The sequence below is a fragment of the Arthrobacter sp. ISL-72 genome, assembly GCF_018613755.1.
Taxonomy (GTDB): Bacteria; Actinomycetota; Actinomycetes; order Actinomycetales; family Micrococcaceae; genus Arthrobacter.
In genome coordinates this window covers 23,379-38,101 of sequence record NZ_JAGGPP010000009.1, presented here as the reverse complement: position 1 = coordinate 38,101, position 14,723 = coordinate 23,379, and the positions used below count along the sequence as shown (strand labels likewise).

Annotated in this window: 12 protein-coding genes; 10 read left to right on the top strand and 2 right to left on the bottom strand. The window is 65.8% G+C overall.

From position 1 onward, the window contains the following. The first annotated feature begins 8 nt into the window (after positions 1-8). From coaD to ftsY, 7 genes are all read left to right on the top strand, one after another. Entirely contained in the window at positions 9-509 is a 501-nt protein-coding gene (coaD, locus tag J7I92_RS10565) for a pantetheine-phosphate adenylyltransferase (protein ID WP_214840271.1), read from the top strand. A 175-nt stretch (positions 510-684) separates the two neighbouring features. Continuing rightward, a complete protein-coding gene (locus J7I92_RS10560) occupies positions 685-1,209 on the top strand; it encodes a DUF177 domain-containing protein (RefSeq protein ID WP_214840537.1) in 525 nt (174 codons plus the stop codon). Between the two features lie 36 nt (positions 1,210-1,245). After that, positions 1,246-1,449 (top strand): 50S ribosomal protein L32, encoded by a 204-nt coding sequence (gene rpmF / locus J7I92_RS10555; protein WP_003806041.1) that lies wholly within the window; start codon positions 1,246-1,248, stop codon positions 1,447-1,449. Between the two features lie 18 nt (positions 1,450-1,467). Further along, positions 1,468-2,190 carry a ribonuclease III gene (gene rnc / locus J7I92_RS10550; protein ID WP_214840269.1) on the top strand — a complete coding sequence of 241 codons (723 nt, stop codon included), beginning with the start codon at positions 1,468-1,470 and terminating at the stop codon, positions 2,188-2,190. A 7-nt stretch (positions 2,191-2,197) separates the two neighbouring features. Continuing rightward, positions 2,198-3,196 (top strand): bifunctional DNA-formamidopyrimidine glycosylase/DNA-(apurinic or apyrimidinic site) lyase, encoded by a 999-nt coding sequence (gene mutM, locus J7I92_RS10545; RefSeq protein ID WP_214840267.1) that lies wholly within the window; start codon positions 2,198-2,200, stop codon positions 3,194-3,196. Between the two features lie 96 nt (positions 3,197-3,292). Continuing rightward, on the top strand, positions 3,293-6,910 hold the full coding sequence (gene smc / locus J7I92_RS10540) for a chromosome segregation protein SMC (protein ID WP_214840265.1): 3,618 nt from the start codon (positions 3,293-3,295) through the stop codon (positions 6,908-6,910). Positions 6,911-6,984: 74 nt separating this feature from the next. After that, positions 6,985-8,199 (top strand): signal recognition particle-docking protein FtsY, encoded by a 1,215-nt coding sequence (ftsY, locus tag J7I92_RS10535; RefSeq protein ID WP_214840263.1) that lies wholly within the window; start codon positions 6,985-6,987, stop codon positions 8,197-8,199. An 11-nt stretch (positions 8,200-8,210) separates the two neighbouring features. Here ftsY and J7I92_RS10530 read toward each other — a convergent pair whose 3' ends face one another. Beyond that, entirely contained in the window at positions 8,211-9,485 is a 1,275-nt protein-coding gene (locus tag J7I92_RS10530) for an MFS transporter (RefSeq protein WP_396020371.1), read from the bottom strand. A 237-nt stretch (positions 9,486-9,722) separates the two neighbouring features. Between J7I92_RS10530 and J7I92_RS10525 the strand changes: the two genes are divergently transcribed. Both J7I92_RS10525 and J7I92_RS10520 read left to right on the top strand, forming a co-directional pair. Then, entirely contained in the window at positions 9,723-11,075 is a 1,353-nt protein-coding gene (locus J7I92_RS10525) for an ammonium transporter (RefSeq protein WP_214840261.1), read from the top strand. Continuing rightward, the gene (locus tag J7I92_RS10520) at positions 11,072-11,410 is read left to right on the top strand and encodes a P-II family nitrogen regulator (protein ID WP_011692333.1); all 339 of its coding nucleotides are present in this window, start codon (positions 11,072-11,074) and stop codon (positions 11,408-11,410) included. The genes J7I92_RS10525 and J7I92_RS10520 overlap by 4 nt, the downstream gene beginning before the upstream one ends. Before the next feature lie 81 nt (positions 11,411-11,491). On the opposite strand, the gene J7I92_RS10515 is transcribed toward J7I92_RS10520, so the two are convergent. Beyond that, the gene (locus tag J7I92_RS10515; protein ID WP_214840259.1) at positions 11,492-12,880 is read right to left on the bottom strand and encodes a glucose-6-phosphate dehydrogenase; all 1,389 of its coding nucleotides are present in this window, start codon (positions 12,878-12,880) and stop codon (positions 11,492-11,494) included. 151 nt (positions 12,881-13,031) lie between these two features. Here J7I92_RS10515 and ffh point away from each other — a divergent pair, with 151 nt between their 5' ends. Beyond that, positions 13,032-14,621: a signal recognition particle protein gene (gene ffh, locus J7I92_RS10510; protein WP_214840257.1), complete on the top strand. Its 1,590-nt coding sequence runs from the start codon at positions 13,032-13,034 to the stop codon at positions 14,619-14,621. The last annotated feature ends 102 nt before the right edge of the window (positions 14,622-14,723 follow it).

Genomic DNA, 14,723 nt, shown 5'->3' with positions numbered 1-14,723 from the left:
TTCGAAGAATGAGACGTGCCGTATGCCCAGGCTCCTTCGATCCGATTCACAATGGCCACCTGGAAGTCATCGCCAGGGCCGCGGGCCTCTTTGACGAAGTCATCGTGGCCGTGTCCACCAACTACGCGAAGAAGTACCGCTTCCCGCTCGAGGAGCGGATCGACATGGCGCGGGAGACGCTCGCTTCGCTGCGCGGCATTGTGGTCGAACCCGTGGGGGAGGGCCTGCTGGCGGAATACTGCAAGCAACGGGGTGTGTCTGCAATCGTAAAAGGCCTGCGCTCGTCGTCGGACTTTGACTACGAGCTGCCGATGGCAACCATGAACAGGCAGCTAAGCGGCGTGGAAACGGTCTTCCTTCCCACTGAGGGCAACTACCTCCACTTGTCGTCGACGCTCATCAAGGAAGTCTTCACACTCGGCGGCAGCGTCTCCGACTACGTGCCCCGGTCCGTATTGAAACGGCTGCTGGCAGGCGAGTCGTCCTCGGATCAGCCCGGCAGAGGGTAGGCTTGACCGGTACGCAACGGCCCCTGCCGGTTTTGCGACCCATTCCCTGATTGTCCCGCGGTGCTGAACTGTGTGGCGTTCGGCCGGTTTGAGTCCGCCCGGGAGATCAGGCTAAGATAGTACGTCGGTCATATGTTCAACAGGAGTTCTCATTAAACGAGATGCTAGTTCGCCCCTGGCGTTCGACGTCAAGGACCTCGGACGCAGTCCGGGGAGCATGCGGACGCTGAAGGAACATGTACCTGCACCAAGTGATCTTGGTGTGGCACTCATTGGCGTGCAGGAAGGTTCGGAGATCGAGCTGGATCTGCGGCTGGAGGCCGTACACGAAGGAATTCTGGTATCAGGAACCGTTCTCGTCGAAGTAACCGGCGAGTGCGGCCGATGCCTGGATCCCCTTGCGTATGACCTTGAGGTCGATGTGCAAGAACTTTTCTTCTACGAGGACGCCCAGTTCTCCGGCGAAGAAGACGAAGAAGAGCAATATCGAATCGAGCACGATTTAATCGATCTTGAGCCGGTGTTGCGGGACGCGGTTGTCACCAACCTGCCGTTCCAGCCGGTGTGCCGGGAAGACTGCCAGGGCCTTTGTTCCGAATGCGGAATACGCCTGGAAGACGAGCCGGGGCACCACCACGAGGTCGTAGATCCTCGCTGGGCTGCCCTAGCTGATCTGGCTAAGCCTGACCGGCAAAATTGATTTGTAAGTGTTTTTCTAGAGAGAAATGAGTTAGCCGTGGCTGTTCCCAAGCGGAAAATGTCTCGCTCGAATACCCGCGCCCGCCGCTCCCAGTGGAAGGCAACTGCCCCCCACCTGGTGAAGACCATTGAGAACGGCCAGGTTACCTACAGCCTGCCGCACCAGGCAAAGGTCGTTACCGACTCGGCTGGCACTGCGCTGTTCCTTGAGTACAAGGGCCGCAAGGTCGCAGACGTCTAATCGGCCCACTGGCTGAAAATGACGTCTTCAACTGAAGAGCTTTTGAAGCGTCTCGGTGTCTCCATTGACGCCGGGACGCTTCGTCTTGCTCTGACACATCGTTCGTACGCCTACGAAAACGGCGGCATCCCCACCAACGAGCGCCTCGAGTTCCTGGGCGATTCCATCCTGGGCTTCTCCGTGACGGACGCGCTGTACCGTGACAACCCCGAACTGCCTGAAGGCGACCTCGCCAAGCGGCGTTCGGCCGTCGTGAGCACCCGGGCGCTGGCAGGTATCGGCCGCAGCCTTGGCATCGGCGAATACATCTACCTCGGACAGGGCGAAAAGCTCACCGACGGTAAGAACAAGTCGTCCATCCTCGCGGACACCATGGAGGCGCTGATCGGTGCCACGTACGTGTCCAACGACATCGAGACTGCCCGCCAGCTGGTGATGCGCCTGATCGGTCCGCTGCTCCAGGACGCCGCCGCCCTGGGCGCAGGAACCGACTGGAAAACCAGCATCCAGGAGCTCGCGGCAAGCCGCCAGCTGGGCAGCATCTACTACGCCGTGGAGGGTTCAGGCCCGGACCACGCACGGACTTTCATCGCCGTGCTCCGGATCGGCGGCACCGACTGCGGTCAGGGTACGGGACGCTCCAAGAAGGAAGCCGAACAGGAAGCCGCCGCTGATGCCTGGCGGAAGCTGTCAGCAGCCGGCACGGCAAGCATCCCGGCGGAATCCGAAGCCGGCATCTAGGCTTTCCGTGCCCGAACTGCCGGAAGTCGAAGTTGTCCGCCGCGGCCTGGTGAGCTGGGTCCGCGGCAGGACAATCACCTCTGTTGACGTCCTGGACCCACGGTCCATCCGCCGGCACGCGCTCGGCGCAGGGGATTTTGCCGGGAACCTCGAAGGTGCCCGGGTGGTGGACGTGGTGCGCCGTGGAAAGTTCCTCTGGCTTCCGCTGGAAGAGGCAGCAGCGGTGCATCCGCGGACGGACACCGCGGACGGTATCCCCGTCCATGCTGTGGAGGGTAATGCGCGCCCGCCGGTGGCCCTGATGGCCCATCTGGGCATGAGCGGCCAGCTGCTGATGCAGGATTCCGCTGTGCCGGACGAGAAACACCTGAAGATCCGGCTGCGGCTGAGCCCGGCGGAAGGAATGCCGGAACAGCTGAGATTTGTGGACCAGCGGATTTTCGGCGGCCTGTTTGTGACTTCCCTGGTCCCCACTGCCGACGGCGGTCCCGGCGGCCTCGGGGAGTCTCCGGCTCCGCTTATCGCCGAGGAAGCCGCCCATATTGCCCGGGACCCCCTGGACCCCCACTTCTCCTTCGATTCCTTTTACCGCCGGCTACGGATCCGGAAGACCGGCCTGAAACGCGCGCTGCTGGACCAGGGCCTGGTCTCCGGGATCGGCAACATCTACGCGGATGAGGCACTGTGGCGGGCGCGGCTCCATTACGCGCGGCCCACGGATACGCTCCGCCGCAGCGAAGCATTGCGGGTGATCGATGCCGCCCGCGACGTGATGCTGGACGCCCTGGACGCCGGCGGCACCAGCTTCGACTCGCTGTACGTCAACGTGAACGGCGCGTCCGGGTACTTTGACCGATCCCTCAACGCCTACGGCAGGGAAAGCCAGGAGTGCAGGCGCTGTGCGGCAGCAGGAATAGTCAGCCTCATGAAACGCGAACAGTTCATGAACCGCTCCTCCTACACCTGCCCCGTCTGCCAGCCGCGTCCCCGCAACGGCCGCTGGTAAGCGCGGGAAGGCTGCAAATCCGGGTTTTGTCGTTCCCGCGCAGTAGATTTAGGGCAGGAACCAGCCGCATCAGCCAACCAGGAGATCCGAACCACCTTGCACCTCAAGAGCCTGACCGTCCGCGGATTTAAGTCGTTCGCGTCAGCCACGACGTTCGACTTTGAGCCGGGCGTCACCGCAGTGGTCGGCCCGAACGGCTCCGGCAAATCCAACGTGGTGGATGCCCTCTCCTGGGTCATGGGGGAACAAGGGGCCAAGACCCTGCGCGGCGGCAAGATGGAAGACGTTATTTTCGCGGGCACGTCCGGCCGCCCGCCGCTGGGCCGTGCGCACGTCTCGCTGACCATCGACAACACCGACGGCGCCCTGCCGATCGACTACAGCGAAGTGACCATATCGCGGACCCTCTTCCGGACCGGGGGATCAGAATACGCAATCAACGGTGCCGGCTGCCGGCTCCTCGACATCCAGGAACTGCTGTCCGATTCGGGCCTCGGCCGTGAAATGCACGTCATTGTGGGGCAGGGCCAGCTGGACAGGGTCCTCCATGCCACTCCCGAGGACCGGCGCGGCTTCATTGAAGAAGCGGCCGGCATCCTCAAGCACCGCAGGCGCAAGGAAAAGACGGTGCGGAAGCTGGAAGCCATGCAGGCGAACCTGCAGAGGCTGAGCGACCTCACGAGCGAAATCCGGCGCCAGCTGACCCCGCTTGGCAAGCAGGCCGAAGTGGCGCGCCGGGCCCAGGGCGTCCAGTTCGAGGTCCGGGATGCCCGGGCGCGGCTCCTTGCCGACGACCTGGTCCAGCTGCAGTCCGCATTGGCGCAGGACGTCGCTGACGAGTCTGCGTTGAAAGCACGCAGGGCAGTGGTGGAGCAGTGCCTGGAAGCCGGCCGCCGGCGGCAGGCGGATTTGGAGCGGCTCGCCGCCGAAGCAACGCCTAAGCTCAACGCTGCCCGGGACGCGTGGTACCAGCTCTCGGCCGGGCGGGAGCGGCTGCGGTCCCTCGGTTCCCTGGCCGGGGAACGGCGGCGGTTGCTGGGTGCTGCGGATGGTGTACCGGACGCCGGCCGGGACCCGGAGCAGCTTGAAAGGAATGCCGCGCGGGTCCGCGCAGAACAGGCTGCCCTGGAACATGGGATCGTGGAAAAGCGCGCAGCGCTGGAAGCCGCAACAGCAGCCAAAGCCGAAGCCGAAAACGCGGCCGCCGCGGAAGACAAAAGGTTTGCCGCGGTACTCCGCGCAGCTGCCGACCGCCGTGAAGGGCTGGCAAAGCTGGCCGGCCAGGTGGGGGCCGCCCGCTCCCGGGTGGAGTCGGCGCAGGCCGAACTTGGCCGGCTCCGGGAATCGCAGGCTGCCGGTGACGAGCGGCGCCGGCGCGCCCAAAGCGAGTTCGCAGCACTGGAATCCCAGGTGGCAGGCGTCGAAGAGGGCGAGGAATCCCTTGATGCCGACTACGAGGACGCCGGCGCCGCCCTGGACGCCGTCCTGGCGGACATCGATACGCTGAAATCCGCCGAGCGTGAGGGCGAACGGGAACGTGACGCCCTGATCGCCCGTCGGGACGCCCTGCAGCTCGGGCTCAACCGGAAGGACGGCTCGGGCCGGGTGGCGGACTCGGGGCTGCCGGGGATCGTGGGGCCCCTCGCGTCGATGCTTACCGTCGAAGCCGGCTACGAAGCGGCTGTTGCCGCCGCATTGGGCGCTTCCTCGGAAGCCGTAGTGGTCAGGGACGCCGCAACCGCCGTCGGGGCCCTCCACCTGCTAAAGGACGACGACGCCGGCGTCGCCTCGCTGCTTCTTGCGGGCCCTGCCGGATCACCCGTTCCGGACCCGGAGTCCGGGGCCCCGGCGCCACAGGCACTGCCACGAGGCGAGCTTCCGGCCGGTGGCCGCTGGGCAGCGGAACTTGTCACTGCCTCGGACGGGTTGGACGGCGTCCTGCGCAGGCTGCTGGCGGGAACCGCGGTTGTTGAAGACCTCGAGTCCGCGGCCGGCCTGATCCAGGCCCACCCCGGCCTGACAGCGGTCACTCGGGCGGGCGACGTCTTCACCGCCTTCACTGTCCGGGGCGGCTCGGCAAACGCACCGTCGCTACTGGAAGTCCAGGCCGCCGTCGACGACGCCGAAGCGCGGCTCGCCACGGTGGGCGCGGAACTTGAGCGGAACCGGTTCGCGCTGGCCTCCGCCCAGGCCCGCCGGACGGAAGCCCAGGAGCGCGCCGATGCCGCGCTGGACCGGCTCCACGAATCTGATGCCCGGTTCGCGGCCGTGGCCGAACGGCTCGGCCATCTGAACTCGGTGCTGCGCAGTGCAGTCGGCGAAAGCGAGAGACTGGGGGCCTCGCTGGCCAAGGCGGAAGCCAATATTACTTCCGAGCAGGAGGCACTGAGGGCGGCGGCGGATCGCCTGGATGCCGCCCAGCAGGCCCCGGCGGATGAGGAGCCGTCCGCCGAACTGCGCGATGAACTGGCGGCGGCAGCCGCTGCCTCGAGGGCGGCCGAGATGGAGGCCAGGCTGTCCCTGCGGAGCGCGGAGGAGCAGTTGACCGCCACCCGCAACCGTGCGCTTTCCTTGGAACGGGCGGCCGCAGCCGAGCGCCGGGCACGGGAAGAGGCCGCGGAGCGCGCCCGCCGGCGGAAGCTCCAGGCCGGCCGGGCCGCTGCGGTATCGGCTGCCGTTGAGCAGATCATCGGGTTCATGGACGTGTCCGTGTCCTTGGCCCTCCGTGCGCGAGACCTCGCGGAGGAAGAGCGGGAACACCGGGACCGCGAACTCGTGGAAGTCAGGTCACAGAACGACGCCCTGGCCCGGGAACTGGCGGAACTGACTGACTCGGTCCACCGCGACGAACTTGCCCGCACCCAGCAGCGGGTGCGGATCGAAGCCCTTGAACTCCGTTCGGTCGAGGAGCTCGGGTTGTCGCCGGACCAGCTGGTGGCCGACTACGGGCCGGACCAGCCCGTCCCCGTGGCCGCGCGGGAGTCCGGCGACAAGTGGGCGGCACTCCGGGCGCCGGTGACCGAAGACGGCACGCCGATTGTCGAGGGCAAGCCGTTCGTCCGTGAAGAGCAGGAAAAACGGCTCAGGAAGGCCGAGCGGGACTTGGCCTCGCTGGGCCGCGTGAATCCGCTGGCACTGGAGGAATTCGCCGCCCTTGAGGAACGGCACCAGTTCCTCAACACCCAGCTTGAGGACCTCAAGTCCAGCCGCAAGGACTTGCTGGACATCATCAAGGAAGTGGACGACCGCGTCCAGAAAGTGTTCGCCGAAGCGTTCGCGGACACCTCGGCGCAGTTCGTCCGTGTTTTCGCACGGCTTTTCCCCGGCGGTGAAGGCCGGCTCGTGCTGACCGATCCCTCGGATATGCTCACCACCGGGATAGAGGTAGAGGCCCGGCCGGCAGGCAAGAAGATCAAGCGGCTCTCCCTGCTGTCCGGGGGTGAGCGTTCGCTGACCGCGGTGGCCCTGCTCGTGGCCATCTTCAAGGCAAGGCCATCGCCGTTCTACGTGATGGACGAGGTCGAGGCCGCCCTGGACGACACCAATCTCGGCCGACTCATCACCATCTTCGAGGAACTGCGCGAGTCCAGCCAGCTGATCGTCATCACGCACCAGAAGCGGACGATGGAAGTAGCGGACGCGCTGTACGGGGTCACCATGCGCGGCGACGGAGTTTCGACGGTCATCAGCCAGCGGCTCGGCGCGGACGTCTAATTAGCCCTGACCAGCCCCGGGGCCCCGCCCTGAGGCTCCGGCAGTGTCCCGGGCGATTGTGAGAAGCTAGGGGAGTGAATGACATCCTCCCCATAATTCTTGCCATCCTCGCTGCCCTGGTGGTCATTGGCGGGCTGATCCCGGTCCTCATGAAGACCCGCCGGAACATCACCAAGTACCCGGGCACCCGTGACGCCAACGATCCAGGCGAACCCGTGCGCGGCGCGGGCGGAACGCTGGTGGAGGACCGCCCGGCGGTGACAACTGATCGCTCGGTGACCGACGCCGTCGACCTTGAAGGCCTGGAAACGGCCCAGGTCCCCGACGACGCCGCCGGCCTTGAAACCATCGCCGTGGAGACCCCGCTTCCTGTTGCGGGACGGTTGACCAGGCTCCGCGAACGCCTGGTCCGGTCCAACAACATCCTCGGCAAGGGCCTGCTCGCGCTCCTGTCGAGCGACAACATTGATGAAAACGTCTGGGACGAGGTCGAAGAAACCCTCCTGCTGGCGGATCTCGGAACCGAACCCACCATGCAGCTGGTGGATGCCCTCCGTGAGCGCGTCAAGGTCCTGGGCACCAGGACCCCGGAGCAGGTCAAAGCACTCCTGCGCGAAGAACTGATCAAGCTCGTGGACCCGACGATGGACCGGAGCCTGCGCACGGAACGCCACGCGGACAAGCCCTCCGTCATGATGGTGGTCGGCGTCAACGGCGTGGGCAAGACCACCACCGTCGGCAAACTGGCGCGCGTGCTCGTGGCGGAGGACAAGGACGTCCTGCTGGGCGCCGCGGACACCTTCCGCGCGGCCGCCGCCGAACAGCTCGCCACGTGGGGCCAGCGGGTGGGCGTGCCCACCGTCAAGTCCGACGTCGACGGCGCCGATCCCGCCTCCGTCGCCTATGAGGCGGTCAAGGCCGGAATCGACCAGGAGGTCGACGTGGTGATGATCGATACGGCCGGCCGGCTCCAGAACAAAGTGGGCCTGATGGACGAACTCGGCAAGGTGAAGCGTGTCATCGAGAAGCTAGCCGAAGTGGACGAGGTCCTCCTGGTGCTTGACGCCACCACCGGACAAAACGGCCTGAACCAGGCCCGCGTCTTCTCCGAGGTGGTCAACATCACCGGCATCGTGCTCACCAAGCTGGACGGCACCGCCAAGGGCGGCATCGTGGTGGCCATCCAGAAGTCGCTCGGCGTACCGGTCAAGCTCATCGGGCTGGGTGAGGGCGCGGACGACCTCGCCCCGTTCGAAGCCGAGAGCTTCGTGGACGCGCTGCTGAACTAGGTGCAGTACAACTAAGCCCGCGAATCAACCGGCCGCCGGAAGGTTTCCCGCGCGGGCAGCCAACCGGCAGCAGCAATAACCAGCACGGCCCCAGTCACGCCGAATGCCCAGCCGTACCCCAGCCGGTCGGCGAGGAGGCCAGCGAGGACCGGGCCAATAATGGCGCCCGCGTCGGACACCATCTGGAAGACAGCCAGCACGCGGCCGCCGGAGCGTTCACTGCCGATCACGTCGGCGATGGCGGCCTGCTGTGCCGGGCCCAGCAGGCCCGAGCCGATGCCGGCGGCTGCGGAGGCAGCAAGGAACCACACCATGTCGTGGGTCAGTCCGATGCCCGCCGTCGCCACGCCCGTCAGGACGAGTCCCGAAATCAGGAGCGGCTTGCGGCCCAGCGAATCGGCGAGTTTTCCCGAGACGGTGAGTGCGGCCGCGTTGCCGCCGGCAAAGACCGCCAGCGCCCAGCCGGCCGCAGTTGTCCCGCCACCAAGCGCCGCCACAGCGAAGAGCGGCACGGTGGCCATGCGGACGCCGAACGTTGCCCAGCCGTTGGCGAAGCTCGAGAACAGTCCGGCCCGGTAGGCGCTGTCATGCAAGGCCTCACGAAGGCCCATGGCCGACGGCTGGCTGCCGTCCTTCCGGGACGCACCGGGCACGTGGCTGAGCTGGGTCTGCACTACCAGGGCAGCGAGGACCAGCGCAGCGGCGTACGCCAGGAACGGAATGCGGAGGCCGAAACCGGCAAGGAGCCCGCCGACGATGGGGCCGCAGACATTGCCGATCAGGAAAGCGGAAGCGTACGCGCCGGACACCCGGCCACGGCTTTCCGGCGGTGCAAGCCGGACGACGAGCGCCATTGACGCGACCGTGAACATTACCGACCCCGCGCCGCCCAGTCCCCGGAAAATGAGCAGCTGCCAGTAGTTCTGGGCGAACGCACACGCCGCTGTCGAGGCGGCAACGATCAGCAGCCCTGCCACATAGACGGGCCGTTCCCCCAGCTTCACGATGAGGGCGCCGCCGGCAGGTGCGAAGAGCAGCCGCATGAAGGCGAAAATGCTCACGATCACGGCGGCGGCAGTGGCGCCGACGTCGAAAGTGGTGGCGAATTGTGGCAACACCGGCGCCACCAGCCCGAAACCGAGCGCGATCAGGAACGCAGCGGCCAGCATCACCTTAATGTCGCGGGGGAGCCCTGCGGCGGCGGGCTGTGGCGCCCCGTCCGTGCGGCCTGGTTGCCCGCTATTCTGGCGCCGGAGGGCCTTGCCCGGCCGGAAACGATCGCTCATGATGCCGTCGTCCTTGGTGTGCTGTGGAAGTGGGGTTTGGGACTGCTGAAACATATCTGTAACAAGCAGGATATGCACCATTTACTTCCGGGAGGTTGTTGTAACAACCCGGACATCTAATTCCTCCGCCGGCGAAACACAGCCCGGGAAAAATCTTCTTAGAACGCAAAAAGGCGTTGGGAACGCGGAAGGGTCCGCGGGATCAACTAAGCATCTAGGCAAGGGAGGACGTGCACCATGGAACTTACCGCAGGTCACGTATGGCTCATGGTTGCGGCGGCACTCGTGCTGTTCATGACACCAGGACTGGCATTTTTCTACGGCGGCATGACACGTGCGAAGGCCGCGCTGAACATGATGATGATGAGCTTCATCTCCATCGGCATGGTCGGCGTGGTGTGGGTGCTCTGGGGCGCATCGATGAGCTCCGGCGAAGGCTTCATGGAGATCGTCGGCAACCCGTTCGCAACGTTCGGACTTGAAGGCATCACCACTCCGGACGGACTCATCAAGGTCGGCTACGCCGCAACCTTCGCCATCATCACGGTGGCACTGATCAGCGGTGCCATCGCGGACCGCGCAAAGTTTGGTGCATGGACGGTGTTCGTTCCCGTCTGGGTCACGTTGGTGTACTGCCCGATCGCCTACATGGTGTGGGGCGGCGGTCTCTTCGGTGCTGAAGGCGCGATCGGCAAGGCGCTCGGCCCGGCCATCGACTTCGCCGGCGGCACAGTCGTTCACATCAACGCCGGTGTTGCAGCGCTCATCCTCGTCCTGATCATCGGCAACCGCAGGGGCTTCGGCAAGGACCCGAACCACCGCCCGCACAACATCCCGTTCGTGATGCTCGGTGCAGCCATCCTGTGGTTCGGCTGGTTCGGCTTCAACGGCGGCGCGGCAACCACCGCCGAACAGGGCGGCCTGATCTGGATCAACACCCTCGCAGCTCCGGCGGCGGCAATGCTGGGCTGGCTCGTTACCGAACGCGTCCGTGACGGCCACCCGACTTCGCTTGGTGCCGCATCAGGCGTCGTGGCCGGCCTTGTTGCCATCACGCCGGCCTGTGCCAACGTCAGCCCGGTCGGCGCCCTCGGACTCGGTGTCGTGGCAGGTGTGGCTTCCGCCCTCGCCGTCGGCCTGAAGTTCCGCTGGGGCTTCGATGACTCCCTGGACGTTGTGGGCGTCCACCTTGTTTCCGGCATCATCGGCACCGTGGCGCTGGGCTTCATCGCCCTTCCGGTTGAGGGCGTCGGCGGCGGTCTCTTCTACGGCGGCGGACCCACCCAGCTGTGGGCCCAGCTTGCAGCGGCAGGCATCGCCATCGCGTACTCGGCAGTCCTGACCACCATCATCGCGCTGGCCATCCACAAGACCATGGGCTTCCGGGTCTCCCAGGAGCAGGAAGTTGTGGGCGTGGACCTCAGCCTGCACGCAGAAACCGCGTACGAATTCGGCGTCGGCGGCCACGGCGGGAGCTTCCAGCCGCTGCATGAACTGATCACCGGCAAGCAGGGCGACGGCTCCGCTCCGGCATCCGAAGACGGCAAGAAGACTGATGCAGCAACAGGCAAGGAAAGCGTGGGGGCATGAAACTGATTACAGCAATCGTCCGGCCGGAAAAGCTCGACTCCATCCGGGAGGGGCTTGAATCCTACGGCGTGCAGGGCCTCACGGTCAGCGCCGCCAGCGGATACGGCAGGCAGCGCGGCTACACCGAGGTGTACCGCGGGGCTGAGTACAACGTGGACCTGCTTCCCAAGATCCGCGTAGAGGTGCTGGCCACGGACGAACAGGCGGACGACATCCTGGATGTCATCATCGCCAGCTCCAACACCGGCCGTGCCGGTGACGGAAAGGTCTGGACGGTGGATGTTTTTGAAGCTGTCCGGGTGCGGACGGGTGAACGCGGCTCAGCCGCCATCTAGCCCAGGGGCTCGCACAAAGCGGGCCCGGAACCTGAGAAGGTTCCGGGCCCGCTTTGGCGTTGCACCGGGGCCGTGCAGTGCCTAGACGGTCCAGCTTTCGGGACCGGTGGATCCCGCCGGGTATTCTTCCGGCGGGACAGTGTCGCTCGCCCATGCCCTGATCACCGGCTCAAGGATCCGCCAGCAGTCCTCAGCGGTGTCCGCCCGCACGGACAGCAGCGGATCACCGGCGAGGACGCCCTCCAGCACTTCACCGTAGGGCAGCAGTTCGGAGGCGCTGAGTTCGGCATTCAGGGTGATCCGGTCAAGGCTCAGAACGTTTCCCGGACCGTTGACGTCGACGTCGAACTGCAGCGTATCCGGCCCGAAGCCGATGCGGAGCTCGTTGGGCGAATCGACCCCGATGAAGCCTTTGGGCAGGTGCGGAACGGGCTTGAAGGTGACCACGGCTTCCTTGCGTTTAGCCCTCATGGCCTTGCCCGAACGAAGGATGAACGGAACACCCTGCCAGCGCCAGTTATCGATGTCCACCTGCACCTCGGCCAGCGTCTCAGTGTTCCGGGCGGCGTCCACTCCGGTTTCCGCGGCGTAGTCCGGGACCTGCCGTCCTGCGATGGATCCTGCCGTGTACCGGGCGCGCCGGGTGCTTGAACGGTACGGCGCCTTAATGCTGCTGGCGCGCAGGAGCGTTGCCACTGCGTCCCGGAGGTCCCGCTCGTCGATGGATGCCGGCGGCTCCATCGTCATGAGCGCCATGATCTGCAAAAGGTGGCTCTGGATCATGTCCCGGAGCGCGCCGGCGCCGTCGTAATACCGGGCGCGCCCTTCCAGGGCGAGGTCCTCATCAAAGATGACCTCCACCTTCTCGATGAAGTTCCGGTTCCAGACCGGTTCCAGGAACGTGTTCGCGAAGCGCAGACCCAGGATGTTCAGCACCGTTGCCTTGCCCAGGAAGTGGTCCACCCGGTGGATGTGGTCTTCCGGGACCAGCGCCGCCAGGGTCGTGTTGAGGTGGCGGGCGGATTCCTCGCTGGATCCGAACGGCTTCTCCATCACCAGCCGGGTGCCCGCGGGCACCTCCTCCGGGGTCAGCACCTCACACGCCTTCTGGCTGACCTGGGGAGGCAGCGCGAAGTACACCGCCACCGGAGCTGGCAGGCCGGACAGCAGGGCGGAAAGCTCACCGCCGGCCGTCACATCAAGCTGGTGGTAGCTGGTGGAGCCTGCGAGACGTTTGAGTTCGCGCTTGCCCGCTGCATCCGCCTCGGATTCCGCATCGGCAAAGGAGGCCTCGACGCGTTCCAGCCACTGTTCCCGGGTCCAGGGATCCGAGCCCGCTCCAACGAGCGTCAGCCCGTCCGCGCGCCCCTTGGCGGCCAGGCGGGCGAGTCCGGGCAGCAGCAGCCTGCCGGTCAGGTCTCCGGATGCACCAAGGATCAGCAGGGTTTTTACAGTTGTTTGGGTGGCCATCCTGCCAGCATGCCATCTTGAAGGCCTGTCTTGGTACCCTAGATAGTCGAGTCCCGTTGTCGAGGCGGTTGGTCCAGGCCAACAACAGTCACGACTCTGGCGCGCCGCACCGGCCGCCAGCCTCAGATCCACTGAAAGAAGTGCACGGCGCGTGTTCAATTCACTCTCTGACCGGTTGACAGCAACCTTCAAGAATCTCCGTGGCAAGGGCCGCCTCACCGAGGCGGACGTTGACGCCACGGTCCGCGAGATCCGGCGGGCCCTGCTGGACGCCGACGTTGCCGTGCCCGTGGTCCGTGAGTTCACCGGACACGTGCGCGAACGCGCCCTCGGTGCTGAAGTCTCCGGTGCGTTGAACCCGAGCCAGCAGATCGTCAAGATCGTCAACGAGGAACTCGTTGAGATCCTCGGCGGCGAGACCCGCCGAATCCGCCTGGCCAAGACCGGGCCCACCATCATCATGCTTGCCGGCCTGCAGGGTGCCGGTAAGACCACCCTCGCGGGCAAGCTCTCGAAGTGGCTGAAGTCCCAGGGCCACAGCCCCATGCTGGTGGCCTGTGACCTCCAGCGCCCCAATGCCGTCACCCAGCTCCAAGTGGTGGGCCAGCGCGCCGGTGTCCCGGTGTTCGCACCCCACCCCGGCGCCACTTCCATGGAACTGGAGCACCCGGCCGGCGACCCCGTGGCGGTTGCCCGCGCCGGCGTCGAGGAAGCAAAGCAGAAGCTGCACGACGTCGTAATCGTTGACACCGCCGGCCGGCTCGGCGTTGACGCCGAAATGATGGAGCAGGCCCGCCAGATCCGACGCGCCATTGTTCCCAATGAAGTGCTGTTCGTTATCGACGCCATGATCGGCCAGGACGCCGTCAACACGGCGCTCGCCTTCGATGAGGGCGTCAACTTCACCGGCATCGTGCTCTCCAAGCTCGACGGCGACGCCCGCGGCGGTGCCGCACTGTCGGTTGCGTCCGTCACGGGCAAGCCCGTCATGTTCGCGTCGACGGGTGAAGGAGTGGACGACTTTGAGCTGTTCCACCCGGACCGCATGGCCTCCCGCATCCTCGACATGGGCGACGTCCTCACCCTGATCGAACAGGCTGAAAAGTCCTGGGACAAGGACGAAGCTGCCCGGATGGCGAAGAAGTTCGCCGACCAGGAAGACTTCACCCTGGATGACTTCCTGGCCCAGATGCAGCAGATCCGCAACATGGGCTCCATGAAGAAAATGCTCATGATGATGCCGGGCGCGCAGAACATCCGCCAGCAGCTGGAGCAGTTCGACGAACGCGAAATTGACCGTGTGGAAGCGATTGTCCGCTCCATGACGCCGCACGAGCGCGTCGCCCCGAAAATCATCAACGGCTCGCGCCGGGCGCGCATCGCCAAGGGCTCCGGCATGCACGTGTCGGACGTCAACGGCCTGCTGGAGCGCTTCGCCCAGGCGCAGAAGATGATGAAGAAGATGGCGGCCGGCGGCGGCATGCCAGGAATGCCTGGAATGCCGGGCACGGGCGCCGGCGGAGGAGCCCGCAAGGGCGGCAAGAACGCGCCCAAGAAGAAGGCCAAGTCCGGAAACCCGGCCAAGGCCGCCCAGGAACTGCGTGACGCCGAGGCCCGGCGCGCAAACGCAGCCAAGTCACTGCCCACGGGTGCGGCCTTCGGCCAGCAGTCCGGTGATTTCGATCCGTCGCAGCTGAACCTGCCCAAGGGCTTCGACAAGTTCCTCGGCGGGAGCAAGTAGTTCCGGCAGGAGTAATTCCTGCCGGAGCAGCCTGGCGGAGCAGTTCCGCACGGGCAACTCGGATACGGGCAACTTTCGATGTCGACGGGCCGGATTGTCCGG

Bases quoted from the DNA above. Each gene is read 5' to 3' on its own strand.
- J7I92_RS10525 (WP_214840261.1), top strand. From the start codon at position 9,723: ATGGAACTTACCGCAGGTCACGTATGGCTCATGGTTGCGGCGGCACTC.
- coaD (WP_214840271.1), top strand. From the start codon at position 9: ATGAGACGTGCCGTATGCCCAGGCTCCTTCGATCCGATTCACAATGGC.
- J7I92_RS10530 (WP_396020371.1), bottom strand. From the start codon at position 9,485: ATGAGCGATCGTTTCCGGCCGGGCAAGGCCCTCCGGCGCCAGAATAGC.
- J7I92_RS10515 (WP_214840259.1), bottom strand. From the start codon at position 12,880: ATGGCCACCCAAACAACTGTAAAAACCCTGCTGATCCTTGGTGCATCC.
- rnc (WP_214840269.1), top strand. From the start codon at position 1,468: ATGACGTCTTCAACTGAAGAGCTTTTGAAGCGTCTCGGTGTCTCCATT.
- J7I92_RS10520 (WP_011692333.1), top strand. From the start codon at position 11,072: ATGAAACTGATTACAGCAATCGTCCGGCCGGAAAAGCTCGACTCCATC.